The sequence below is a fragment of the Lysobacter enzymogenes genome, from assembly GCF_900106525.1.
Taxonomy (GTDB): Bacteria; Pseudomonadota; Gammaproteobacteria; order Xanthomonadales; family Xanthomonadaceae; genus Lysobacter; species Lysobacter enzymogenes.
In genome coordinates this window covers 57,328-82,399 of sequence record NZ_FNOG01000007.1, presented here as the reverse complement: position 1 = coordinate 82,399, position 25,072 = coordinate 57,328, and the positions used below count along the sequence as shown (strand labels likewise).

19 protein-coding genes and 3 pseudogenes are annotated in these 25,072 nt (G+C 70.5%); 13 read left to right on the top strand and 9 right to left on the bottom strand.

The window, feature by feature from the left end:
* The first annotated feature begins 11 nt into the window (after nt 1–11).
* Nucleotides 12–3,143, top strand: a complete 3,132-nt coding sequence (locus BLU84_RS17715; protein ID WP_074870465.1) for a TonB-dependent receptor domain-containing protein — start codon at nt 12–14, stop codon at nt 3,141–3,143.
* A 177-nt stretch (nt 3,144–3,320) separates the two neighbouring features.
* Here the strand turns inward: BLU84_RS17715 and pdxR are convergent, their stop codons facing one another.
* On the bottom strand, nt 3,321–4,793 hold the full coding sequence (gene pdxR / locus BLU84_RS17710; RefSeq protein WP_074870460.1) for a MocR-like pyridoxine biosynthesis transcription factor PdxR: 1,473 nt from the start codon (nt 4,791–4,793) through the stop codon (nt 3,321–3,323).
* 91 nt (nt 4,794–4,884) lie between these two features.
* Between pdxR and BLU84_RS17705 the strand changes: the two genes are divergently transcribed.
* A complete protein-coding gene (locus BLU84_RS17705) occupies nt 4,885–5,580 on the top strand; it encodes a glutathione binding-like protein (RefSeq protein ID WP_074870458.1) in 696 nt (231 codons plus the stop codon).
* A gap of 6 nt (nt 5,581–5,586) precedes the next feature.
* On the opposite strand, the pseudogene BLU84_RS28790 reads toward BLU84_RS17705, so the two are convergent.
* Both BLU84_RS28790 and BLU84_RS28785 read right to left on the bottom strand, forming a co-directional pair.
* Nucleotides 5,587–5,679, bottom strand: a pseudogene (locus BLU84_RS28790) (DUF6053 domain-containing protein); the annotation flags it as partial.
* Between the two features lie 104 nt (nt 5,680–5,783).
* Nucleotides 5,784–6,020 (bottom strand): annotated as a pseudogene (locus tag BLU84_RS28785) (DUF6053 domain-containing protein); the annotation flags it as partial.
* Here BLU84_RS28785 and BLU84_RS17700 point away from each other — a divergent pair.
* Complete coding sequence (locus BLU84_RS17700) at nt 5,955–6,761, top strand: MBL fold metallo-hydrolase (RefSeq protein ID WP_074870456.1); 807 nt, start codon at nt 5,955–5,957, stop codon at nt 6,759–6,761. The pseudogene BLU84_RS28785 and the gene BLU84_RS17700 sit on opposite strands and share 66 nt — an antisense overlap.
* Before the next feature lie 30 nt (nt 6,762–6,791).
* Nucleotides 6,792–7,265 (top strand): cupin domain-containing protein, encoded by a 474-nt coding sequence (locus BLU84_RS17695; protein ID WP_074870454.1) that lies wholly within the window; start codon nt 6,792–6,794, stop codon nt 7,263–7,265.
* A 12-nt stretch (nt 7,266–7,277) separates the two neighbouring features.
* On the opposite strand, the gene BLU84_RS17690 is transcribed toward BLU84_RS17695, so the two are convergent.
* The 3 genes from BLU84_RS17690 to BLU84_RS17680 form a co-directional block, all read right to left on the bottom strand.
* Nucleotides 7,278–7,643: an ArsR/SmtB family transcription factor gene (locus tag BLU84_RS17690; RefSeq protein ID WP_074870452.1), complete on the bottom strand. Its 366-nt coding sequence runs from the start codon at nt 7,641–7,643 to the stop codon at nt 7,278–7,280.
* Nucleotides 7,627–8,088, bottom strand: a complete 462-nt coding sequence (locus tag BLU84_RS17685; protein ID WP_074870450.1) for an SRPBCC family protein — start codon at nt 8,086–8,088, stop codon at nt 7,627–7,629. The genes BLU84_RS17690 and BLU84_RS17685 overlap by 17 nt, the downstream gene beginning before the upstream one ends.
* A gap of 77 nt (nt 8,089–8,165) precedes the next feature.
* A complete protein-coding gene (locus BLU84_RS17680; protein ID WP_074870447.1) occupies nt 8,166–8,654 on the bottom strand; it encodes a hypothetical protein in 489 nt (162 codons plus the stop codon).
* A gap of 259 nt (nt 8,655–8,913) precedes the next feature.
* On the opposite strand from BLU84_RS17680, the gene BLU84_RS17675 reads away from it, so the two are divergent.
* The 3 genes from BLU84_RS17675 (at nt 8,914) to BLU84_RS17665 (ending at nt 11,528) form a co-directional block, all read left to right on the top strand.
* Nucleotides 8,914–9,612 carry a response regulator gene (locus tag BLU84_RS17675; RefSeq protein WP_074870445.1) on the top strand — a complete coding sequence of 233 codons (699 nt, stop codon included), beginning with the start codon at nt 8,914–8,916 and terminating at the stop codon, nt 9,610–9,612.
* Nucleotides 9,613–10,971: an ATP-binding protein gene (locus BLU84_RS17670; RefSeq protein ID WP_074870442.1), complete on the top strand. Its 1,359-nt coding sequence runs from the start codon at nt 9,613–9,615 to the stop codon at nt 10,969–10,971.
* Nucleotides 10,972–11,093: 122 nt separating this feature from the next.
* Nucleotides 11,094–11,528: a hypothetical protein gene (locus tag BLU84_RS17665; protein WP_074870440.1), complete on the top strand. Its 435-nt coding sequence runs from the start codon at nt 11,094–11,096 to the stop codon at nt 11,526–11,528.
* Nucleotides 11,529–11,556: 28 nt separating this feature from the next.
* On the opposite strand, the gene BLU84_RS17660 is transcribed toward BLU84_RS17665, so the two are convergent.
* Nucleotides 11,557–12,219 (bottom strand): TetR/AcrR family transcriptional regulator, encoded by a 663-nt coding sequence (locus BLU84_RS17660; protein WP_074870437.1) that lies wholly within the window; start codon nt 12,217–12,219, stop codon nt 11,557–11,559.
* Between the two features lie 859 nt (nt 12,220–13,078).
* Here BLU84_RS17660 and BLU84_RS28780 point away from each other — a divergent pair.
* The 4 genes and pseudogenes from BLU84_RS28780 to BLU84_RS17635 all read left to right on the top strand — a co-directional run.
* Nucleotides 13,079–15,544 (top strand): annotated as a pseudogene (locus BLU84_RS28780) (amino acid adenylation domain-containing protein); the annotation flags it as partial.
* Between the two features lie 61 nt (nt 15,545–15,605).
* On the top strand, nt 15,606–17,087 hold the full coding sequence (locus BLU84_RS26640; protein ID WP_074870435.1) for a thioesterase domain-containing protein: 1,482 nt from the start codon (nt 15,606–15,608) through the stop codon (nt 17,085–17,087).
* Between the two features lie 10 nt (nt 17,088–17,097).
* Entirely contained in the window at nt 17,098–18,468 is a 1,371-nt protein-coding gene (locus tag BLU84_RS17640; RefSeq protein ID WP_172437094.1) for a glycosyltransferase, read from the top strand.
* A 288-nt stretch (nt 18,469–18,756) separates the two neighbouring features.
* Complete coding sequence (locus BLU84_RS17635; protein WP_074870433.1) at nt 18,757–20,022, top strand: patatin-like phospholipase family protein; 1,266 nt, start codon at nt 18,757–18,759, stop codon at nt 20,020–20,022.
* A gap of 189 nt (nt 20,023–20,211) precedes the next feature.
* Here the strand turns inward: BLU84_RS17635 and BLU84_RS17630 are convergent, their stop codons facing one another.
* A complete protein-coding gene (locus BLU84_RS17630) occupies nt 20,212–21,879 on the bottom strand; it encodes a phosphoethanolamine transferase (protein WP_074870430.1) in 1,668 nt (555 codons plus the stop codon).
* Nucleotides 21,876–22,637, bottom strand: coding sequence for a phosphatase PAP2 family protein (locus BLU84_RS17625; protein WP_425479410.1), 762 nt, complete (start codon nt 22,635–22,637; stop codon nt 21,876–21,878). The genes BLU84_RS17630 and BLU84_RS17625 overlap by 4 nt, the downstream gene beginning before the upstream one ends.
* A gap of 419 nt (nt 22,638–23,056) precedes the next feature.
* On the opposite strand from BLU84_RS17625, the gene BLU84_RS17620 reads away from it, so the two are divergent.
* Both BLU84_RS17620 and BLU84_RS17615 read left to right on the top strand, forming a co-directional pair.
* On the top strand, nt 23,057–23,770 hold the full coding sequence (locus tag BLU84_RS17620) for a response regulator transcription factor (RefSeq protein WP_074870428.1): 714 nt from the start codon (nt 23,057–23,059) through the stop codon (nt 23,768–23,770).
* A 28-nt stretch (nt 23,771–23,798) separates the two neighbouring features.
* Nucleotides 23,799–25,064, top strand: a complete 1,266-nt coding sequence (locus BLU84_RS17615) for a sensor histidine kinase (protein WP_139175117.1) — start codon at nt 23,799–23,801, stop codon at nt 25,062–25,064.
* Nucleotides 25,065–25,072: the final 8 nt, after the last annotated feature.

Below are 25,072 nucleotides of genomic sequence, written 5' to 3'. Positions count from 1 at the left end.
GGGGAACCGCCATGACCAGTCCGTCCCACCGCCGCAGCCTGCGGCGTCGCCCGCTGTTGACCGCTCTCGCCGTCGCCCTCGCCGCGCCGGCCTTCGCTCCCTTCGCCGCCGCGGCCCAGCAGGCCGCCGCGCCGGCGCCCGCGCCCGCGCCCGCGCCGGCCGAGCGCAGCGCGACCGAGCTGGAGGGCATCAAGGTCACCGCCTCGCGCATCCCGCGCAGCGGTTTCGACACCCTCGAACCGGCCGGCGTGGTCTCCGGCGAGTCGGTGCGCGAGCGCGGCATGACCAACGTCGCCGACGCGCTGAACCAGACCGTCGGCTTCGGCGTCGGCCAGACCCCGGAGGGCGGCCAGGCCAACTTCGCCGGCGGCGTCAATTTCGTGAACCGCTTCGGTCTGGGCAGCAACCGCACCCTGACTTTGCTCAACGGCCGGCGCATGGTGACCTCGCGCGCGCTGACCAACTTCGGCGCCTCCGCCGGTTCCCAGGTCGACCTCAACGCGATCCCGGTGCAGATGATCGACCGGGTCGAGAACGTCGCCATCGGCGGCGCGCCGACCTACGGCTCCGACGCCATCGCCGGCGTGGTCAACGTGATCCTCAAGGACCGCTTCCAGGGCGTGGAGGCCAACTTCAACTACGGCATCAGCGACCACGGCGACAACGAACGCATGGGCTACAGCGTGCTGGCCGGCGCCGATTTCGCCGACGGCCGCGGCAACCTCATGGTCGGCGCGTCCTACGACGACAGCCAGGGCCTGGTGCGCTCGGACCGCACCGACTTCGCCCGCGCCTACGCCTTCCCGGCCAATCCCAACGCCGCGCAAATGCGCACCAACCAGCCCGGCCGCAACCCCGCGACCGACGGCCGCGTGCACGGCAACGTGCCGTTCGACACCGGCCCGGACGACGGCATCCCCGGCACCGTGCTGATCCGCGATGCGCGCACCTTCACCACCACCTTCGGCGGCCTGGTGCTGCCGGTCAGCGGCGCGGTCACCCTGCCCGGCGGCGCGCTGCGCGGCTTCGGCCCGAACCAGCGCACGTATCTGCAATTCGCGCCGAACGGCAACCTGGTGCCCTACGACCCGGGCGTGAACTTCGGCACCAGCACCGCATCCGGCGGCCAGGGGCTGAACACCGCCGACATCACCGCGCTGCTGACCAGCCTCAAGCGCCAGACCGTCAACGTGCTCGGCTACTACGACGTGGCCGACAACGTGCGTCTGTTCGCCGAAGGCCTGCACTACCGGGCCGACGCCGATCCGCCGGTCGACATCGCCAGCACCGGCAACACCACCGCCGGCACCCGCCTCAACAGCGCGCTGATCGTGCAATCCACCCATCCGCTGCTCAACGCGCAGGCGCGCCAGCAGCTGCAGGCGCTGGGCATCGGCAGCTTCCGCTTGGCCCGCACCTCGGCCGACCTCGGCCTGACCCCGGACCGCACCCAGAGCACCATCGACCGCATCGTGGTCGGCGCGCGCGGCGACTTCGAACTGTGGTCGCGGCCGTTCGACTGGGAAATCTCGGCCAACTACGGCCGCATGAAGGCCCACACCTCGTCGGTGTCGCTGAACCAGCAGAACTTCATCAACGCCATCAACGTCAGCAACGTCGGCGGGCGCCTGGTGTGCGATCCGAACGCGCGCAACGCGGTCTACGCCGCCACCGCCGGGGCCAACTCCAATCCCGTCGCCGATCCCAACTGCGTGCCGCTGGACCTGTTCGGCCAGGGCCGGCCCTCGGCCGAAGCGATCCGCTACATCACCGGCATCCAGCGCACCGACTTCGAACAGAAGCAAAAGGTCTTCAGCGCCTTCATCAGCGGCCCGGTGGCCGAGTTGTGGAGCGGCCCGCTCAACGTGGCGCTGGGCTACGAGTACCGGGTCGAGGAAGGCGGCTTCACCCCGAACGATTTCACCCGCCGCGGGCTGGGGCGCTCGGTCGCGATCCCCGGACTCAACGGCAAGTACCACACCAACGAGTACTACGCCGAAGCGATGCTGCCGCTGGTGTCGCCCGACGCCAACATCCCGGGCCTGCACCGGCTCGACATCACCGGCAAGTTCCGCCGCGTCGACAACAGCGTCAACGGCGGCTTCAACGCTTACACCTACGGCCTGCAGTGGGAGCCGCTGCCGGGTCTGCAGATCCGCGGCAACAAGACCCGCTCGCTGCGCGCGCCGGTGATCACCGAGCTGTTCCTGCCGCAGGTGGAGCTGTTCCAGACCACTTCCGACCCCTGCGACCGCCGCAACGTCACCGGCGGCCCGGACCCGGCCGCGCGCGCGCGCAACTGCGCCGCGTTCTACCAGCAGTACGGCCTGAACCCGGTCGACTTCCAGCAGAACAGCGCGACCGCGCGCGGTGCGCGCCAGGGCGAACCGAACCTGCGCAACGAAGCGGCCGATTCGTGGACCGCCGGCTTCGTCTGGCAGCCCGAGTTCGTGCGCGGCCTGCGCCTGGCGGTGGACTACAACGAGGTCAAGCTCAAGGACCAGATCTTCGCCCAGAGCATCAACGACGTGCTGTCGGCCTGCTACGACAACGCCGAGTTCAACCCGGCCAACGTCAACAACGCCAACTACTACTGCCAGCAGATCAAGCGCAACGCCGACGGCCAGTTCGACATCGTCGCGGTGCGCTACCGCAACGGCGATTTCATCCACTTCCAGGGCATCACCGGCGAGCTGGCCTACCGCTGGGACGCCGGCGACTGGGGCCGCTTCGACTTCAGCGCCAACGCGCTGTGGGTCAAGCGCTTCGAAAGCTCGACCACCGGCGTCAGCGTGGACGACGACGCCGGCGAAGTCGGCATGGCCAAGCGCCAGTACCAGTTCGGCGTGGACTACCAGAAGGACAAGCTCGGGCTGAACCTCAACGCGCGCTACCTGAGCTCGGCGGTGTTCGACAACGAAAACACCGTGGAGACCGCCGACGTGCTGCGCGCGCCGTCGTACTGGCTGCTCGGCGCCGGCGCCAACTACCGCTTCGGCGACAACGTGCGGGTCAACCTGGCGGTGCAGAACCTGCTCGACAAGGATCCGCCGCTGGGCACCACGCCGGCCGAGCTGGGCATCGGCACCTACGACATCCTCGGCCGGCGCTACAGCCTCAGCGTGACCTATCGGTTCGACTGAGGTCGCTGGCTGCGGGCCTGCGCCGCGCTCGCGGCGCAGGCCCGATCGCCCCCTGTAGGAGCGGCGCGAGCCGCGACCGCGACAACACAACTACGACGCGACTTTCGACGCGAGCGGATACCCCGCGGTCGCGGCTCGCGCCGCTCCGACAGGGGGCCGTCGCGATATCGGCGCGGCTCAGCCCATGCGCGCCAACGCGCGCGCGAACGCGCGCGTCGCCGGCCGGATCGCTTCGGCGTCGATGACGCCGTAGCCGAAGGTGATCGCAGGCTGCGCCGGCGCGGCCATCGCGTACTCGCCGATCGACTGCGCGCCCGGCATATGCCGCGGCAGGCGCGCGAGGATCGCCGGCGCCAGTTCCGGATCGCGGATGCTGGCGGCCAGATGCATGCCGGCTTCGCACGGGATCGGCTGCAGCCACGGCGCCAGTTCGGCGTCGAGCGCGGCCAGCAGCGCCGCGCGCCGCGGCGCGTAGACCGCGCGCATGCGCCGCACGTGCCGGGCCAGGTGGCCGTCGCGGATGAAGGCGGCCAGCACCGACTGGGTGACCGTGTCGCTGTGCGAATCGGCGCAGTGCTTGACCGTCACCAGCGCGTCGCGGGCCCAGCGCGGGGCGACGATGAAGCCCTTGCGCAGCGACGGGAACAGGCTCTTGGAAAAGGTGCCGATGTAGAACACCAGGCCGTCGCGGTCGAGCGTCTGCAAGGCGTCGAGCGGGCGGCCGCCGAAGCGGAACTCGCCGTCGTAGTCGTCTTCGATCACCAACGCGCCGCGGCGGCGGGCGAAATCGAGCAGGGCCCGGCGCCGGCGCAGCGACAGCGCCACGCCGGTCGGCGATTGGTGCGACGGGGTGACGCTGATTACGCGCACGTCGTCGGGCAGCTGTTCCACGCACAGGCCTTCCTCGTCCACCGCCATCGGCACCAGCCGCGCGCCGGCGGCGGCGAAGGCCGCGCGCACCGGCGGGTAGCCGGGCTCTTCCACCGCCACCCGGGTCTGGCCGGGCGTCACCAGCAAGCGCGCGAGCAGGTCGAAGGCCTGCTGCGCGCCGGAGGTCACCACCACGTCGTCGCCGGTGCAGGCCACCGCGCGGGCGAAGGCGACGTGCTGGGCGATGGCGTGGCGCAGCTCGGCGATGCCTTCCGACGGCGGATAGCTGAAACCGGTGCGCGACCAGGCCCGCAGCGACTGCGCCGACAGCCGCCGCCACAGCGCGTGGGGGAAATGGCGATGGTCGGGAATGCCGAGGCGGAAGCAGCGCTCGGGCAGCTCGCGCGGCGGGTCGGGGCGCAGGAACGGGGTGCGCCACATCGGGTTCAGGCGCTCGTCCTCGACCCCGGCGCGCAGCCGCTGCGGCGCGCGCCGGTCGCGGCGCGCGGCGACGTCGGCGACCACCGCCTTGGCGCCCTGGCGCGGGCTGACGTAGCCCTCGGCGATCAGCAGGTCGTAGGCGGCGACCACGGTGTTGCGGGCGATGCCGAGCCCGGCCGCGGCCTGGCGCGTGGCCGGCAGGGTCGCGCCGGCCGCCAGGCGCCCGTCGAGGATGGCCGCGCGCAGCTGCTGGTGCAGTTCGTGGGTCAGATGGCCGTGGCCGCGCGCCGGCAGGCTCAGCGGGAACTCGAACACGTCGCGCCCGGAAACTGGCTCCATCGATTCCACCCGTTTTGGCTCAATCGGGGCGCCAGCCTACTCCTAAGCTGGGCTCCTGAGCGCGGCCTTTGCCGCTGCGGAACCCGCCGAGATGATCGACCTGCACTACGCCGCCACCCCCAACGGGCTGAAGCTGCGCCTGTTCCTGGAAGAGACCGGGCTCGCCCACCGGATCGTGCCGGTGCGGCTGTCGGCCGGCGAGCAGTTCGCCGCGCCGTTCCTGGCGATTTCGCCGAACAACAAGATCCCGGCGATCGTCGACCACGCCCCCGCCGACGGCGGCGCGCCGCTGCCGGTGTTCGAATCCGGCGCGATCTTGCTGTACCTGGCGCGCAAGACCGGCCTGCTGTGGCCGCGCGCGCAGCGCGACCAACTGGAGGCCGAGCAATGGCTGTTCTGGCAGATGGCCGGGCTCGGCCCGATGGCCGGCCAGGCCGGGCACTTCCGCGCCCACGCGCCCGAGCCGGTGCCGTACGCGATCGAGCGCTACACCCGCGAAGCCGCGCGCCTGTACGGCGTGCTCGACCGGCGCCTGGGCGGCCGCGAGTTCATCGTCGGCGACGCGCTGTCCATCGTCGACATCGCCTGCTACCCGTGGGTGCTGCCGCACGCGGGACTCGGCCACGACCTGGCCGCCACGCCCGACCTGCAGCGCTGGTTCGAGCGGATGCGCGAACGGCCGGCGACCCAGCGCGCGTATGCCGGCGTCGAAGACCCCTACGCGAAGCCGGCCAATTTCACCGAAGCCGAGCGACAGGCCTTGTTCGGCCAGGGCGCGAAGGCCTAAGCAACCCGCTTTTGTGGGAGGGCCTTCAGGCCCGACGCCCTTGTGCCAGATCGCCGCAGACCTGACCGGAAAGCGTCGGGACTGAAGTCCCTCCCACAACAACCGAAGTCCTTCACACCGAACAGCGGCGCCCGACTTTTCCCTGATTTACCGAAGCCTAGCGACAAGCGTTGTTCGGCCACGGCGCTAAGCCCTGAGCAACCCGCTCTTGTGGGAGGGCCTTCAGGCCCGACGCTCTTGTGCCAGATCGCCGCAGACCTGGCCGGAAAGCGCCGGGACTGAAGTCCCTCCCACAACAACCGAAGCCCCTCCCACAACAACCGAAGTCCCTTCCACAGCAACGGCCGCACCCGACTTCCCCTGCGAGGCCCGCCATGCCCTTCCCGATCTGCGAAACCTGCGGCACCCAGTTCGCCGAATCCGCCGCGCCGCCGCCGCATTGCCCGATCTGCGAGGACGAGCGCCAGTACGTCGGCTGGAACGGCCAGCGCTGGACCACGCTGGAGTCGCTGGCCCAGCGCCATCGCCTGCGCATCGACGACGACGCCGGCGTGCTCAGCCTGAGCATGAGCCCGGCCTTCGCCATCGACCAGCGCGCGATGTTCCTGCCCACCGGCGCCGGCAACCTGCTGTGGGAAACCCTGGCGCTGGTTACCGATGAGGCCGTGCAAGCCCTGCGCGAACTCGGCGGCGTCGACCTGATCGCGATCTCGCATCCGCACTTCTACGCCTCGATGGTCGAGTGGAGCCGCGCGCTCGGCGATGTCCCGATCTATCTGCACGAAGCCGACCGCGACTGGGTGCAACGGCCGTCGCCGGCGATCCGCTGGTGGAGCGGCGACGAACTGCGGCTGTCCGACGATGCGGTCCTGATCCGCTGCGGCGGCCATTTCCCCGGCAGCACCGCGTTGCACTGGCGCCGCGGCGGCGGGCGCGGCGACGCGCTGTTCCCCGGCGATGCGCTGCAAGTGGTGTCCGACCGCCGCCACACCACCTTCATGTACAGCTATCCGAACTACATCCCGATGAAACCGGCCGACGTGCGCGCGATGCGCGAGCGCCTTGCCGGCTACGACTTCGAGGACGTCTACGGCTACAGCCTGGGCCGCAACATCCTCGGCGGCGGCCGCGCCGCGGTCGACGCCTCGTTCCAGCGCTATTTCGACGCGATCGCCGGCTGAGCCGGCGCGCCCATCCTGCGAGCGACCGCCATGCCTTCCGGTTTCGACACCCTGCACGACTACCTGCCCGCGCGCATCGGCGCCAGCGCCGACCTGCCGTGGATTCCCGCCGACACGCCCGGCAAGTACTCCAAGCCGCTGCGCTTCTTCGCCGACGACCGCGGCTTCGTCGAACTGCTGCGCATGGACCCGGGCCTGGTCATGCCGCTGCACCGCCACACCGGCGAGATCCACGCCTACAACCTCAGCGGCACCCGCCAGCTGTGCACCGGCGAGCTGATCGGCCCGGGCGACTACGTCTATGAGCCGCCGGGCAACGTCGATTGGTGGAAGATCGTTGGCGCCGAACCGATGATCGCGCTGGTGGTGGTGATGGGCGCGGTCGAATTCCTCGGCCCTGGCGGCACGGTGCGGCTGCGCGCGACCGCGCAGAGCCAGCGCGCCGCTTACGAGCGCTATTGCCGCGAGCAGCGGCGGCCGGCGCTGGACCTTACCGACCGTTGAGCGCGGCGCGGCTCAGGTCTCGACGAACGCCTTCAGCCGCAGCAGCGCCTGATCCCAATGCTCGCCGATGCGCTGCAGCGATTGCCGGGCCTGCTCCAGCTCGGCCGGTTCGAACTGCCACAACCGTTCGCGCCCGACCTTGAGATCGCGCACCAGCCCCACGCCGGCCAGCACCTGCAGGTGCTTGGTCACCGCCTGACGGCTGATGTCGGTGCCGGCGGTGAGCTGGGCGATCGACAGCGCGCCGCCGGCGCACAGCGCCACCACCAGGCGCAAACGGGTTTCGTCGCCCAGCGCCTCGAACACCCGCGCCGAGCGCCGCAGCGCCGGCGCCTTGAGCGCGGCGGCGGGCTTGGCCGGCTTAACGGGTGCCGACATAGGCGGCGATGTTTTTGACCTGCTCGTCCCAGCCGCCGGAGTTCATCCGGAACGCTTCCTCGCGGCGCTCGGCCGGGATCCGGTCGAAGCCCGACTCGGTCACGGTGAGCCAAGTGCCGCCCTCGCCGTCTTCGAGCAGGAACTCGACCAAGGTCGGCGGCTCGTGCGAGTAGTCGCGGTCCGGATCGACCGCGTAGGGATGCCAGTGGAACGAGAACCGGCGCTCGGGTTCCATCGCCTGCACCACCACCGTCATCAGCAGGTGCTCGTAGCCGGGATAGGTGATGTAGCCCTGCGCGGACTCGCCCGGGGCGAAGCGCTGGCCCTGCAGCCGGACCCCGAACCATTCGCCGAACGACTCGGCGTCGGCGAGCGCGCGCCAGACCTTGGCGCGCGGGGCTTCGAGCAGGATGCGGCGTTGGATGCGGTCGGTCGATGCGTTCATAGGCAACCTCCTGGGTGCATTTCAGCCTGCGCCGGATAAATGCAACCGTCAAGTTGCCTGTTCATCCGCCGCCGCGCTCAGAACGACACCAGCGCCAGCCAGATCAGCGCGATCAGCAGCGCAAGCGCGGTCGCCGCGGTCTCCACCGCTTCGTCGCGCCATCTGAGCCGGTACACCACGGCCGTCGCGAACACCGCCAGGGGCACGACGAAGGCTTCCATCCCGATCATCCCGCAACGCACCAGCCGATCGCCGTCGCCGCACATGAAGCGGTTGGGCCACCAGGCGTTGGCCGCGTCGGCGATCAGCGTGTACACCGGCGGCACCAGCGCGAAGCAGAACAGCGCGGTCCACAGCCACGCCCGCAACCAGCGCGCCGCCAGCGCCCGCGGCCACCGCGCCAGGACCAGGCAGCCGGCGCAGGCCAGCGCGACCGCCAGCGGAATGCCCCAGATGCCGGGCATGTGCAGGCTCCAGGCGACATAGGCCGAACCGGCGACCCAGGCGGCAGCGACGGCGATGCCCACGCCGCGCGCGATGCCGTCGCGGCGGGCCGGCGCGCTCATCGCCGACGCCCGCATGCCGCGCGGCCCACGGCCGCGCGCAGCATCGGCTCAGCGGCCGCGCGCCGGCCGGCTTGCAACCGTCCGCGCTCCGGCGGTATCGAATCCTTCGCCCCGCTGCGCATCGCGTCCCTCCTTCGGAGACCCATGTTCACACACGAAAACCCGGCTGACGCTAGCCTCAACGGCAGATGTGTTTATTTGTGTCGTCTCCACGGCCCACGCCCCCCGGCGCTACCATGCCGGCTCGCATGAGGTGGCCATGAATAAAGTCCTGCTGATCGAGGACGACGCCCGTCTGGCCGGGCTGATCTCCGAGTACTTGCAACGCTACGACTTCCAAACCTCGGTGGTGCTGCGCGGCGACCTTGCAATGGCCGCGATCGAGAACGATCCGCCCGACGTGATCGTGCTCGACTTGATGCTGCCCGGCATGGACGGTTTCGACGTGTGCCGGCAGATCCGCAAGCAATCCAGCTTGCCGATCGTGATGCTGACCGCGCGCGCGGACCTGTTCGACCAGGTCACCGGCCTGGAGGTCGGCGCCGACGACTACGTGCTCAAGCCGGTCGAGCCGCGCCTGCTGCTGGCGCGGCTGCGCGCGGTGCTGCGCCGCAGCCAGGCCCAGCCGCAGGCGGCCGGGCCGTCGGTGCTGAGCTACGGCGGCCTGCAGATCGACCTCACCGCGCGCCAAGTGCGCTGGAAGGGCGACGAGATCGACCTGAAGACCGCCGACTACAACCTGTTCGTGATCCTGGCCCAGGCCGCCGGCCGCGTGCTCAGCCGCGACGAACTGCTGCGGCGCTGGCGCGGCATCGGCTTCGACGGCGTCGACCGCACCGTCGATGTCAGCATCTCGCGCCTGCGCCGGCACTTCGCCGACGACGCGCACGAGCCGCGCAAGATCAAGACCGTGTGGGGACGGGGCTATCTGTTCAGCCCGATCGCCTGGGAGGACTGAATGCTCTCGATGCTGGTCCGGCTGTATCTCACCGTGGCCGGGCTGCTGCTGTGCTCGATCCTGGTGGTGCAGCAGGTGTTCCCCTACCTGTTCCCGGACCAGTACTCCGCCTCGGTGCGGCACGAGTTCGTCGGCGAGCTGACCCTGCTGCGCGAACGCCTGGGCGAGGCCGCCGGCGCCGAACTGGAACGGCGCCTGGGCGAACTCAACCAGCGCGCGCCCGAGCGCTACAGCCGGATCAACGCCCAGGAACTGGCCGCGCTGCCCAAGCGCACCCGCAGCGAACTCGACCGCCTGGGCAGCGCCAGCGACCACGTCGGCAACGAGCACCACCACCTGTTCCTGCGCCTGCCCGGCGGCGAGACGGTGCAGATCGTCTACACCGAGAACGATTTTCCGATCCGCTACGTCGCCTACCTCACCGTGTTCGCGATGGTGCTGCTGGGCCTGCTGATGTGGCTGCAGCCGCACTGGCGCGACCTGGAACGGCTGCGGATGACCGCCGCCCAGTTCGGCGACGGCGACCTGGGCGCGCGCGCGCGCCTGCGCGGCGGCTCCTCGATCCGCCAGTTGGCCGCCTACTTCAACAACATGGCCGACCAGATCGGCCGCCTGATCCAGTCCCAGCGCGACATGGTCAACGCCGCCTCGCACGAGCTGCGCACGCCGATCACGCGGCTGGAGTTCGGCCTGGCCAATCTCGCCGACACCCTCGACGACCGGGTCGCGCGCGCCCGCGTGCACGCGCTGCGCTGCGACGTGGAAGAGCTCGACCTGCTGGTCGGCGAACTGCTGACCCTGGGCATGCTGGAACGCAACGGCCCGCGCCCGAGCCTGGAGCCGGTGCAGTTGGAAGGCTTCCTGCGTTCTTCCACCGGCGTGTCGGCCGAAGAGCTGCGCAGCCGCGCCACCCGCATCGACTGGGCGATCTCGCCCGAGCTCGACGAGGTGGCGGTGGAGCCGCGCAGCCTGCGCCGCGCGTTCTCCAACCTGATGCGCAACGCGGTGCGCTACGCCGACAGCGCCATCCGCGTCGCCGCCGAGCCAGCCGGCGAAGACTGGCTGCTGATCGTCGAGGACGACGGCGTCGGCATCCCGGCCGAGGACCGCCGGCGCGTGTTCGAACCCTTCTACCGCCTCGACCGCAGCCGCGACCGCGCCACCGGCGGCTACGGCCTGGGCCTGAGCATCGTGCGCCAGGTGGTCGACCGCCACGGCGGCTCGATCCACGTCGAGCCCTCCTCGCTCGGCGGCGCGCGCTTCGTCGCGCGGCTGCCGCGGCAGCCGCGGCTGTGGCCCGAACGCGAGGCCGGTCCGCACGACGTCGATCCGAAGGAACGCCCCTTCCACCTGCAGTGACCCCTTTTTGTCCCGCACCGCGTTGGCAACAGCGCGGGCAGCGCTTTTTCGCATGGATGTGCAAGCACGCTCGTTCACATTGAGACCGGCTCCAGGATAGGAACCCATCGATGCATACGGATATGAACGCCCCGCCCGACGACTTCGAGTCGCGGGTGCTCGATCTGGCCAACCAGGCCATCGCCCACCAGACCGCCGGCGAACACCGCCAGGCGGCCAAGCATTGGGCCCGCGCGATCGCATTGGCCGACATCGGCCTGGGCGACGACGAAATCCGCCACTGGCTCAGCGCCGGCGCCGCCGAAGCGCTGTACCGGCTCGGCGATTACCCCGGCTGCACCCTCGCCGCGCGCGCGGCGCGCGAGTGGGGCCAACAACGCCACGCGGCATTGCCGGCGTTGCTGCTCGGCCAGGCGCAACTGCGCCTGGGCGGGCGCGACGCGGCGCTGGAGGCCTTGCGCGAGGCGCGCGAGATCGGCGGCGACGCGGTCTGGGACGCGATCGATCTCGACTTGCGCGCGGCGGTGGCGCGCCTGCTGCGCTCCGACGCCGCCTGAGCGCGCGCCGGGCGGTCGCGACGCGGGCTCAGAACCGCGTCCACCACTGCACGTTGCGCTCGAAATGGCCGATCAGGGTCTGGACCAGGCGGTGCCGGGTCTCGTCCGGCTGCGCCTGCGCGTCGCCGCAGGCGATGGCGCGGTCGACCGCGCCGTGCATGGCGCTGAAGAAGATCACCGCGGTCATGCGCGGATCCGGCGCTGCCCACACCCGCGCGGCGATGCCGCCTTCCAGCAGCTCGACCAACTGGTCGATCACCGGATTGTCCTGCCAGGCCTGGCGGTCGTAGCCGTTGCCGTGGGCGTCGTGGAACAGCGCGTCGTGCAGCGCCACCTGCTCCAGGTAGGCGGTCACCGCGGTGCGCACCCAGGCGCGCAGGCGGCCGCTCCAGTCGCCGTCGCGGCACTGGTCCATCGCCGCGCGCACGCGCGCGACGAAGCTGTCGGCGAAGCGCTGCTCCAGCGCCGTGCGCAGGTGGCGATCCGAGCCGAAGCGCGCGCGCAGGCCGGCCTCGTCGATCGCCGCGGCCGCGGCGATGCGCTCCAGCCGCAGCGCACCGGTGCCGTACACCGCGACCAGGCGCGCGGCGGCGTCCAGCGCCGGATCCGGCGGCAGGGCCAGGAACGCCGACGCCGCGGCCGCTTCGCGCGCGCCGGCGTCGTCCACGGCCGTGGGCGACAGGAGGGTCATGGCGACAGCTCCAAATGAGAACGATTCTCATCGTAACCCATCCGCGGCCCCGGCGCGCGGCCGGAGGCGCCTGTCGCCCAGCTGTCATCTGCGCCGCGTCCGGCCACCGAGCCGAGCGCGTCGATCGGCCCCGCTGCGGTTTTCCGCATTGGATAAATTTTCACCAACCCTCACCGCCGCTTGCGACCGCGATCGACATTCGCATGCGAACCAATCTATTGCCCGCGATGAAAACACGTTCGCGTTGAGCGGAAACGAATCGGACACGATCACAACTTTCGCGTGATTGAACGCGAGTCTGCGATAGCGCGCGAAATCGGCATTTTTCCAGGGAAATTTCGTACTTCGCGCGAACCGTCGAACGCATCGGCGATGGCTTGTGCGTTGTCCGAAAACCTTCACATATCCGTCTTGTGATAAGCCTCTCACCGTCGTGTTCGTAAATCCTCGACTTGTGATATGCCTCTCATCGCACTTGATGGACATGACTTGAGCGCTCGGGGATATTGATTCCGAAGGCGGCGCACAACGCATCCGCGCAGCGTCGCCTTCCGATGCGATCGCGCCGCGCCCGAAACGCGGGCATCGCCCGGACCTTCCCCCCTTTGCTGTACCGATAAGAACTAAGGCCCACCGTCCGCCGTTCGCGCCGGATGGCTACGGACAGAGGCCCCGCCCAGGCGCGCTGCGCTGCGGCCATGTTTGTACTTCGAATTCGCTATACACACGGAGAGGGGGCCACTCGTAAGAACGAGTCGGCCGCAGGCTCGCGCGCATTCGTCACGGCGCGCCGACGGACAGCGCGTCCGCCGGCAGCCGGCGGCGTCGCGCGTCCCGGCGCCGGTTCAAAGGAAGCGCCATGAACGAACTCCATGCATCCGGCCTGCCGCTCACCACCGCCCAGCGCGGCTTGTGGGTCGGACAGAAGCTCGCCTCGGCCGAAGCGACTTTGAACATCGCCGAGGCGGTGGAGATCCACGGGCCGGTCGAGCCGGCGCTGTTCCAGCGCGCGCTGCGCCAATTCGCCGACGAAGCGCAAGCCGTGCGCGCGCGCATCGTCGAGCACAACGGCCTGCCTTATCAGATCGTGCGCGAGCGCTACGAGTTCGAGACGCCCTACATCGATTTCAGCGGCGAGCCCGATCCGCGCGCCGCCGCCGAACGCTGGATGCAGGCCGAGATCAACCGTCCGGTCGATCTGGCCCACGACCCGCTGTGGGTCGGCGCGATCTTCAAGTACGCCGACGATCTGTACTGCTGGTACCAGCGCGCCCACCACACCGTCTACGACGGCTACAGCGGCGGCATGGCGGCCAAGCGCCTCAACGAGCTGTATTGCGCCTACCGCGACGGCGTCGAGCCCGAACCGAGCGGCTACGGCACGCTGGCCTCGCTGATCGAGGCCGAAGCGTCCTATCGCGATTCCGACCGCTACCGCCGCGACCGCGAGTACTGGCTGGAGCAGCTCGCCGACCTGCCCGAAGCGGTGACCCTGGCGCGCCGTCGCGTGCGCAACAACGGCGGCCTGCGCCGCGCCAGCGGCCGCGTGTCCGAGGCCGGGCGCGAGCGTCTGGTGGAAATCGCCCGCGACAACGGCGTGAGCCTGCCGCAGGTGCTGATCGCGCTGATCGCGGCCTATTACCACCGCGCCAGCGGCGCCCACGACCTGGTGTTCGGCATGCCGGTCACCGGCCGCTCCAGCCATGCGCTGCGCAGCACCCCGGGCATGGTCGCCAACGTGGTTGCGATCCGCCTGCAGATGCGCGCGGACATGAGCATGAGCGAGCTGTTCCAGCAGACCTCGCGTACGGTCAAGTCGGCGCTGCGCCATCAGCAGTACCGCTTCGAGGAACTGCGCCGCGACCTGGGCCTGGTCAATCCGGACCAGCACATGGCCTGGCTCGGCATCAACATCGAGCCTTACGACTACAACAACTTCCTCGGCCACCGCGGCAGCGCGCGCAACCTGCACAACGGCACCGCCGAAGACCTGACCGTGTTCGTGTTCGACCGCCTCGACGGCCAGGGCCTGAGCTTCGACTTCGACGCCAATCCCACCTTGTACCCGGCCGCCGAACTCGACGAGCACAAGCGCCGGCTGATGCGCCTGATCGAGCAGGTGCTCGAACGCCCCGACATCGCCCTGGGCGCGATCGACGTGCTCGGCGAGGAAGAACGCGAGCGCCTGTTGAACCAGTGGAACGCCACCGACGAAGCGCTGGAGGACAGCACCGCGCTGGCGCAGTTCCAGCGTCAGGCCGCGCGCACGCCCGATGCGGTGGCGGTGATCGCCGGCGACACCCGATTGAGCTATCGCGAGCTCGACGAATCCAGCACCCGCCTGGCCCACCGGCTGATCGCGCGCGGCGTGCGCCCCGGCGACACGGTCGCGATCGCGCTGCCGCGCGACGAAGTGCTGCCGGCCGCGCTGCTGGCGGTGTGGAAGGCCGGCGCGGCCTATCTGCCGCTGGATCCGGAAGCGCCGATGCAGCGCATCGCCCTGACCCTGGACGACGCCGCGCCGAGCCTGCTGCTGACCGCGCCGGCCTTCGCCGATGCGTTCGCCGGCCGCGGCGTGCCGCTGCTGTTCGCCCACGCCCAGGACGAGCGCTACGACGCCGAAGCCGCGCCGCCGCTGCCGCAAGTCGGCGGCGCGCAGCTGGCCTACGTGATCTACACCTCCGGTTCCACCGGCGTGCCCAAGGGCGTAGAAGTCGGCCAGCGCGGCTTCTGGAATTTCCTCCAGGCGATGCAGCGCGAGCTGCGGCCCGAGCCGGGCCAGCGCTATCTCGCCCAGACCACGATCACCTTCGACATCGCCGGCCTGGAGCTGTTCCTGCCGCTTACCGTCGGCGCCGCAGCGGTGCTGACCACCGCCGAAGTCGCGCGCAATCCGCTGGCGCTGGCGCGGCTGATCGACGAACAGCGCATCGATGCGATGCAGGCCACCCCGTCGCTGTGGCGCATGCTGCTGGCCAACTCGGACGCGCGCCTGGAACGCGTGCACGCGCTGATCGGCGGCGAAGCCTTGCAGCCGGAACTGGCCCAGCAGCTGGTGCGCAAGGCCGCGCGGCTGACCAATCTGTACGGGCCGACCGAAACCACGGTGTGGTCGACCGCGATGGAGATCACCGCCGACACCCTGGCCGCCGGCAACGGCGCTTCGCCGCCGATCGGCCGGCCGCTGCTCAACACCCGCGTCTACGTGCTCGACGCCGCCGGCCAGCCGATGCCGACCGGCAGCGCCGGCGAGCTGTACATCGGCGGCCACGGCGTCGCCCACGGCTATCGCAACCGCGCCGAACTCAACGCCGAGCGCTTCCTCGCCGATCCGTTCCGGCCCGGCGAACGCCTGTACCGACCTGGCGCGCTGGCGCGACGACGGCGTGCTCGAATACCTCGGCCGCGCCGACCAGCAGGTCAAGATCCGCGGCCACCGCGTCGAGCTGGGCGAGATCGAAGCGCAACTGCGCGGTTTCGCCGACGTCGCCGAGGCCGCGGTCGCGCTGCACCGCGACGCCGCCGGCAACGCGCTGCTGACCGCCTACGTGGTGCCGTCCGCCGGCGCGACCGCAGAGGCCGACGCGCTGCGCCGCGCGCTGGCCGCGCGCCTGCCCGACTACATGGTGCCGTCGGCGTGGATCGAACTGGCGGCGCTGCCGATGACCGCGAGCGGCAAGCTCGACCGCAAGGCGCTGCGCCCGCCCGAGCGCGACCGCCGCAGCGCCTATGTGGCGCCGCGCACCGAGGCCGAGCGCAAGCTGGCTTCGATCTGGCAGCAGATCTTCAAGCTCGACCGGGTCGGCATCCACGACAACTTCTTCGAACTCGGCGGCGACTCGCTGTCGGCGGCCGAACTGGTCGCCGCGCTGCCGCGCCACTTCGGTTCGGAATTGTCGATGGGCGCGCTGTTCGAAGGCTCGACCATCGCCGGTTTGGCCGCGGCGCTGGAACGCAGCGGCGGCGACAACGATCCGCTCGGCGCGCTGCTGGCGCTGCGCGGCGGCGGGCGCGAGCGCGCGGCCGAACACCAGCAGCGGCCGCTGTTCTGCATCCACCCAGTCACCGGCGTAGGCTGGGCCTTCGCCGGTATGTTGCGCCAGGTCGAGCTGCCGCTGTACGCGCTGCAGTCGCGCGGCCTGCGCGGCGGCGCGCTGCCGGGCAGCATCGAGGAGATCGCCGCCGATTACATCGCGCAGATGCGCAAGGTCCAGCCGCAGGGCCCGTACCGCCTGCTCGGCTGGTCGCTGGGCGGGCTGATCGGCCACGCGGTGGCGGCGCAGTTGCAGCGCGACGGCGACACGGTCGAGTTGCTGGCGATGATGGATTCCTATCCCTTCGCCGCCGAACCGGCGCTGCCCGACGAAGCCCAGCAGGCCCAGGCCGTGCTCAAGTTCCTCGGCTTCCACCACCGCCTGCGCGAAGCACCGCAGGACATGCGCGCGCTGACCGAGCTGCTGTGCCAGGAATACGAGGTGTTCTCCAACCCGCTGGTGCAGCAAGTGCTCAAGGACGACGCCAAGCTGATCGAACACGTCGCCGCGGTCACCCGCAACAACCTGACCCTGGCGCGCCGCTACGTGCCGCAGCGCATCGACGCCGACGTGCTGTTCTTCGATGCCAAGCGCAAGGAGCGCGTCGACCTCGACGGCCTGCTGCACTACCGCGCCAACGCCTGGCAGGCGCACGTGGCCGGCCGTTTCGACGTGCACGAAATCGATTGCCACCACCAGACCATGCTCGAGCCGCGCGCGGCCGCGCACATCGGCCGGGTGCTGCGCGAACGCCTGCTCGGCGAACCGGCGCAACCCGCGCGCCTGGATCCGCCGCCGCCGGCCGCGCTGCCGCTGGTCGCCGCTTATTCGTAAGGAGACGTCCGTGTCCGCATCCGCACTTCCCATCGCCGCCGAAGCCGCCGCCCCCGTCACCCCCGGCGCGGTGGTGATCTTCACCGTCGGCACCCAGGGCGACGCGCGCCCGTGCATCGGCCTGGGCCAGGCGCTCAAGCGCGCCGGCTATCCGGTGCGCATCGTCACCAGCGACAACTTCGCCCCGCTGGTGCGCGAGGCCGGGCTGGAGTTCTCGGCGATCAGCGCCGACTTCAGCGACCTGTTGACCAACAATCCCGAAACCGTCGACAAGGCGCTCAACCCCTGGTACCTGGTCCAGCACACCCGCGCCAAGTTCGCGCAGTGGGCGGCGACCTGGGCGCAGGAAGCGCGGCCGGCGTGCAAGGGCGCGGCGCTGCTGGTCGGCACCGGCATCGTCACCCAGCTGGCCAAGGCGATCGGCGAGGCCGACGGCATTCCCTTCATCCAGGCCCATCTGCAACCGTTCACGCCCTCGCGCAAACTCTCGCCGCTGTCGTTCTGGTCCGAGCGCGAGTTTCCCGGCGCGGTCAACATGGCGCTGTTCTCGGTGATGAAGCTGCTGGCCTGGTACACGCTCAAGCCGGCGGTCAACGGCGCGATCCGGCCGCAGCTCAAGCTGCCGCTGTTCCCGTGGTATGGGCCGTTCTTCGACACCAATCCCGAACGCATGCGGGTGCTGTACGGCTACAGCCGCCACATCCTGCCGCCGCCGGATGACTGGCCCGAGGAGGTCAAGGTCACCGGCAGCTGGTTCCTCGATCAGGCCGACGTGTGGCAGCCGCCGCAGGGCCTGGCCGATTTTCTCGCCGAAGGCGAAAAACCGGTGTATTTCGGCTTCGGCAGCATGCTGGCCAACAACGCCGAGGCGCTGACCCAGGTGGTGCTCGACGCGGTGCGCCTGGGTGGCCGGCGCGCGGTGCTGGCGACCGGCTGGGGCGGCCTGCGCTGCGAGCCGGGACGCTTGAACGACAAGGTCTATGTGATCGAAGCCGCGCCGCACGACTGGCTGTTCCCGCGCATGGCCGCGACCGTGCAGCACGGCGGCGCCGGCACCACGGTGGCGGCGGCGCGCGCCGGCGTGCCGTCGGTGTTCGTGCCGTTCTTCGGCGACCAGCCGTTCTGGGCGCGACGCATGAATGCGCTGGGCACCGCGCCGCCGGCGCTGGACCGGCGCACGGTCACCGCGCAGCAGATGGCGCAGGCGGTCGAGGACGCGCTGCGGCCCGAGCGCGTGCGCGCGGCGCAGGAACTGGGCGAGAAGATCCGCGCCGAGAACGGCGGCGTCGCGGCGATCCGCGCGCTCAATCAATGGGGCCTGCTGCCGCCGCCGCGGCTGGGCCAGGACGCGCCGGCGCTGCCGCTGGAGCGCGTGGCCTGAGCCGCGCGCAGTTCGCGGCCTGAGCCGCGAACCAGCGGGCGTTCGCGCGAACCGCGCCGCCGCGACACCGTCGTTCCGGCGAAAGCCGGAACCCATTTTGACTTTCGCTCTCAGCCCTTTCCTCGCAGCGGCCTACGCACACGCGGGCGCTCCGGCCTCCCCGCCCCTGTGGCGAGGCCGGAGCGTGAGGCCATGCGCCGCAGTCACAGCCTGGGAGACGCCGTCCGCACACAATGGCGGACTGCCCCGCGGCGCCCGTGCGCGCCGCCCGCGAGCGAGGCGTCCCGCATGCAAAGCACCGAAGTCGAACTCGAGCGCCTGCGCGTGCGCCGCGAGGCGCGCCGCGCCGAGCTGGCCGCGCACAGCGGCATCAACCAGCGCGAAGGCCGCGCCCTGTGCCTGTCCGGCGGCGGTTACCGCGCCGCACTATTTCATCTGGGCGGGCTGCTGCGCCTGCACGAAGCCGGCTTGCTCGCCGGCCTGAGCCTGATCAGCTCGGTCTCCGGCGGCAGCATCGTGTCGGCCTGGCTGGCCTGCCGCTACCTCGACACCCGCCGCGACGCCGAGGAAAGCTTCGCCGCCTGGAGCGACCGCATCGACCTCCTCGCCACGGTGGTCGAGCCGTTCCGCACGGTGGCCGCGCGCGACCTGCGCACGCTGCCGGTGCTGGCGACGCTGCCGTTCAACTGGCTCAAGCCGTCGTGGCGGATCGGCCTGCTCGAACGCGGCTATCAGCGCGCCTTCGGCGAGCGCCATCTCGACGAACTGCCGCAGTCGCCGTCGTTCGTGTTCTGCGCCACCGACCTGACCTTCGGGGTGAACTGGGAATTCTCGCGCCGCCGCGTCGGCGACTACCTCGCCGGCTACCTGCGCGACGGCGCGCGGCGGGTGCGGCTGAGCTGCGCGGTGGCTGCGTCCTCGAGCTTTCCGCCGGTGTTCGGGCCGGTGCGTTTCGAGGCCGATCCCGGCGACTACCAGCGCGGCGATTACCGCGGCGACGACGGCGACGCGCTGCGCGCGCGCATCGAGCTCAGCGACGGCGGCGTCTACGACAACCTCGCTACCGAGCCGAGCCTGCGGCGTTATCGCGAAGTGCTGGTCTCCGACGCCGGCGGCCCGTTCGTATTCCAGAGCAAACGCTGGTGGCTGTCGCGGCTGCTGCGCTACACCCAGGTCATGAGCAATCAGGCCGAAGCGCTGCGCAAGCGGCTGTTCTTCAGCCAGGCCGAAAGCGGCGCCTTCAGCGGCGTCTATTGGAGCCTGACCGGCTACCGCGACGAAGGCGCCGACGGCTACAGCCCCGCGCTGGTGCGCGACGTGCTCGGCCGCCTGCGCACCGACCTGGACCGGTTCCTCGACGTCGAATTCGAAGTATTGGTCAACCACGGCTACTTCGCCGCGCACGATGCGCTGTGGCGGCAGAACGGCTGGGTGTCCGACGCCGCGCCCGCGGTCTGGCCGTATCCGGAGCGCGCCGACGAGAGCCGCGTGCGGCGTTGGCTGCGGCGCAGCCATGCGCGGGTGCTGCATCGGCGTTGGTGGGGGGCGAGTTAGCGCCGCGAACGGTCGCTATCGTCGTAGCCGTGGTTTCGCGGTCGCGGCTTGCGCCGCTCCTACAGGGGCTGCGGCCGGTTTCGTTTCCGACTGTAGGAGCGGCGCAAGCCGCGACCGCGAAACCGCACCTACGCCGCCCGCTGCCTCACCCGCGAAAACTTCCCGACCGAACCGCCGCGCAATACCGCCTCAACCCTTCGCGTGCACGCAAGACGCGAACAGGTCCATCGGCTTCTGATACACGCTCGTCTCCACCTGCATCAGCCCCAGCACCGAGTGGAACAGGTTGTCGTGGCTCGCCGGCTTGGCCGATTCGGTGCGCAGGCACTGCAGATCCAGCCCGCGCGAGGCGGCGAAGCCCGGCGAGAACCACATCACCATCGGCACCTTGGTCTGGGTCTTGGGCGCGATCGCGTACGGCACGCCGTGCAGGTACAGCCCGTTCTCGCCGAGCGACTCGCCGTGGTCGGACACATAGATCAACGCGGTGTCGCGCGTATTGTCCTGCGCCAGATAGCGGATGGTGCGGGCGAGGAACTCGTCGGTCGCCATCACCGCGTTGTCGTAGGCGTTGACGATCTGCTCGCGGTCGCACTTGCCCAGTTCGTTGGTGTCGCAGGTCGGGGTGTAGCGGCGCAGGCGGTCGGGGTAGCGGCGGAAATAGGCGGGGCCGTGGTTGCCCAACTGGTGCAGCACCACCACCGCGTCGCCCGGCTTGGCGCCGACGCGCTCGCGCAGGCCGCTCAGCATCACCTCGTCGAAGCAGCCGTCGGGCCCGCAGAACTTGGGATCGCTGGCATGCTCGAACGATTCGAACGCCAGGCCCTTGCACACGTTCTTGCAGCCGGTCTGGTTGTCGCGCCACAAGGTCTGGATGCCGGCGTACTCGAGCACGTTGAGCAGCGATTCCGAACCCTGGATGCGGTCCTTGTCGTAGTTGGCGCGGCCATACGGCGAGAACATGCACGGCACCGAGACCTCGGTGCTGCTGCCGCAGGCGGTCACGTCGGGGAAATTGACCGGCGCGATCCGCGCCAGTTCCGGCGTGGTCTGGCGCGCGTAGCCGTTGAGGCCCCAGTTCTGCGCGCGCACCGTTTCGCCCACCACCAGCACCAGCAGGCGCGGCTTCGGGCTGGCAGTGCGTGCCGCAGCGACGCGCGCGTCGGTGCCGATGGGCGCGCGGCCGCGCACGCGCGAGGCCGAGTCGTCCAGCGCCACCCGCGTCAGCGACACCAGGTAATTGGCCGGCGTCACCAGGTGACGCATTTCCTTGTGGTTGCGCAGCAGCGCCGAGATGTCCTGGAACGAGCCCATCAGCGCCAGCCCCGCCAGCGCCAGCGACGCGACCAGCAGGCCCAGCCGCACCAGCAGCGCGCGCCCCAGCGGCCGCGGCTTCACCCGCACCCGCCACAGCAACGCGGCCGGCAGCACGCCGTACAGCAGCAGCGGCAGGATCAGCCCGGCGGTGAACAGCTCCGCCGACTCCTTGCCGTCGGACTGCAGCACGTTGCGGATCATGCCGGTGTCCAGGTAGATCCCGTACTGGCTCATGAAGTGCGCGGCGCCCGCGGTGACCAGCAGCAGCACCGTCAGCAGCGGCTTCACCGTCCAGCGATTGAGCAACAGGCCCAGCAACAGCGAGGTGATCGCGACCACGGCGACGAACACGCACGCCGCCACCCATATGCCGTGGCCGGCCGCGAACGCGCCGGCGGCCGAGGCCGCGCGCCAGAACGCGTTGTTGGCGAACGCAGCGAAGAACACGCTGGCCAGCAGGACGATGGTCTCGACGCTGAGCTCGGGGCGATACGACAGCCAGGCCGGCCAACGCAGTTGCGAACGGGCGACGACGCTCATCGGCCGGCTCCCTGCAGCGCGGCTTGCGCTGCGGACGCGGCTTTCGGCGCCTCGCGCCGCGCCATCGCCAAGTAAAGCGCTAGCGCTACGAACCAGCTGATCGCCAGCGTCCACACATCGTGCGAGAAGAAATGCGCGCCGCGCAGCTGCTGCGAAATCCCGAACAGCAGACCCACGCCCAGGCCGACCGCGAGCCCGCGCCAACGCAGCCGCGGCCGCAGTTGCAGGAAGAAGAAATACAACGCCACCCAGGCGTAACCGCCGCTGGCATGGCCGGCCGGGAAGCACACGCCACGGTCGAGTCCGGGCGGACGCGCGTCGAACAAGCCGTAGAACGCGACGTCGCCGCCGTAACGGCTCAGATCCCAGGGGCAGTCCATGTTGGTCAGCGACTTCAGGCCCGACACCAGCGACACCGCCAGCAACGTCGCCAGCAACAGGTAGGCCAGCGGCCGGCGCCATTCGGCCAGCGCCGGGCGCGAGCGCGCGAACAGCCAGAACGCGAACACGCCCAGCCACGCCGCGGTGCTGACGTCGCGGCCGAAGCGGTGGATCACGTGCTCGGTCAGGTAGGCGTTCTGCAGCGCCCAGTGCCCGCCTTGCAGCGCGTAGAGCCGGTCCGCCAGCCAGAAGTCGGCGCCCAGACCCATGCTCAACGCCGACAGCGCCGCCAGCGCCAGCAGCGGCCACAGCGCGTGGCGCAGCAGGAAACCGCGCGCCGACACGCCGGCGGGAACGCCGGGCAACACGAGGGGCAATGCGGCGGGCACGGCGGCCGTGGCGGGGACGGCCGGTGCGAGCGGCCTGGATACGGAACGATTCATCGACGGCAACGAGCTCGTGAGCGGGCGTGAGAAACCCGGGCGGCGGCGACAACGTCGGCGAAGCGGGCTGTGCGGCGATGATCGAAACGGCGCTGTCGGAGAGCGGTCGGAACCGGGTTGTGGGCTCGTTAAACAGGGAAAATCCGGGCGTGCGCGCGGCGCTGCGTTCAGATTCGGCGCAGCCGCGGCCCCTTGTTCCGACGGGGTTCCGACGCCACCGTAACCACACTGGCGGCCTGTGCCGGGGAGCTGGGGGGCTTCGCGCACCCCGCGCGTCAGTTCCCGGCAAGACCTCGCGCCCCGGCTTGGGGCACACTCAGTTCAGGCCGCGCCCGCGGCAGGAGAACCGGCGCATGCGCCTGTTGGTGGTGGAAGACAATCGCAACCTGGTGGCCAACCTCTTCGATTACTTCGAAGCGCGCGGCTACACCCTCGACGCCGCGCCCGACGGCCCCACCGGCCTGCACCTGGCGGTGACCCAGCGCTACGACGCGATCGTGCTGGACTGGATGCTGCCGCGCCTGGACGGCCGCGAAGTGCTGCGCAGCCTGCGCGAGGAAGCCGGTTCCGACGTGCCGGTGCTGATGCTGACCGCGCGCGACGAGTTGCCCGACAAGATCGCCGGCTTCCGCGCCGGCGCCGACGACTACCTGACCAAGCCCTTCGCCCTGCCCGAACTGGAAGTGCGGCTGGAAGCGCTGGCCGCGCGCGCCGCCGGCCGCGGCCGCAGCAAGGTGCTGCAGGTCGCCGACCTCAAGCTCGACCTGACCACACTGGAAGTCAGCCGCGGCGGCCGCTCGCTGCATCTGTATCCGGCCTGCCGCAAGTTGCTGGAAGTGCTGATGCAGTCCAGCCCCGGCGCGGTCACCCGCGAACGCCTGGAGCACGCGCTGTGGGGCGACAGCCCGCCCGACGGCGACATGCTGCGTTCGCATATCTACGAACTGCGCCGCGCGGTCGACGGGCCGTACCCGGTCAAGCTGATCCAGACGCTTCCGCGGGTGGGCTATCGCTTGGCGGTGCCGGCGGAGTCGGGCGACCACGAGGCCGATGGCAGCGCCGTCTGACCGCGCCCCGGCGCCGGCCGCCGCGCCGCTGCGCGCGCGCTCCAGCCTGCGCCAGCGCATCCTGCTGGGCCTGTTCGGCTACACCGCGCTGCTGTCGATCGCGGTGGTGGTGCAAGGGTTCTTCGTCAACGAGCACGCCGAACACCTGGTGTGGACCTCGCTGATGAACACCGAGATGGACTACTTCATCGAGCGCAGCCGCGGCGACCCGGACTACCGCTGGAGCGACACCCAGGCGCTGTCGCTGTACGACAGCGCCACCCGGCCGCCGCCGCGCGAGCTGGCCACGCTTCCGCCCGGTGTGCACGACGAAGTCGTCGTCGCCGGCGTGGAGTACGTGACCTTGGTGCGCGACGTCGACGGCCGCCGCCTGATCCTGGCGCTGGACATCGACGACATGGAACACCGCGAGTTCGACCTCGCGCTGACCATCGCCGCTTCGGCCATCACCACCTTGTTGCTGCTGTGCGCGGTCATCGGCTGGGGCGTGCACCGGCTGGTGCGGCCGCTGACCAACATGGCCCAGCGCATCGGCGGCCTGCGCCCGGACCGCTCCGGCCAGCGCGTGGACGTGCCCGACTCGGCCAGCTCGGAACTGGTGGTGATCGCCGACGCGGTCAACGACTACCTGCAGCGCAACGACCGTTACGTCGAGCGCGAACGCGCCTTCATCGACAGCGCCAGCCACGAGCTGCGCACGCCGATCTCGGTGATCGCCGGCGCGGCCGAAATCGCGCTGGACCACAACGAATTGCCGGCCGGCACCCGCCACCAGCTCAACCGCATCCGCCGCACTTCGCGCGATGTCGAACAACTGATCTCGCTGCTGCTGGTGCTGGCCAAGGATCCCAAGCGCCTGAGCGCGAACAGCGACCGGGTCGCGCTCGATCATCTGTTGCCGGAAATCGTCGAAGACCACCGCCACCTGACCCGCGACAAGGACCTGACCCTGGCGATCGCGCCGTTGCCGCCGTGCGAAATCCTGGCGCCGCTGCCGATCGTGCAGGCGGCGATCGGCAACCTGCTGCGCAACGCCATCGAGAACAGCGACCGCGGCGAAATCGCGATCCGCCTGCTGGGCGACGCCACCGTGGTGATCGAAGACCCGGGGCACGGCATGACCCCGGAGGAAATCAGCGCGATCTACGCCCGCGTCGCCCGCGGCGGCCGCGAAGGCGGCGGCATCGGCCTGGACCTGATCTCGCGGCTGTGCGAACACCTGGGCTGGAGCCTGCGCTTCGACAAGGCCGAACGCGGGACGCGCACGACGCTGGCGCTGAAGGCCTCGGCCTGATCTGAGAC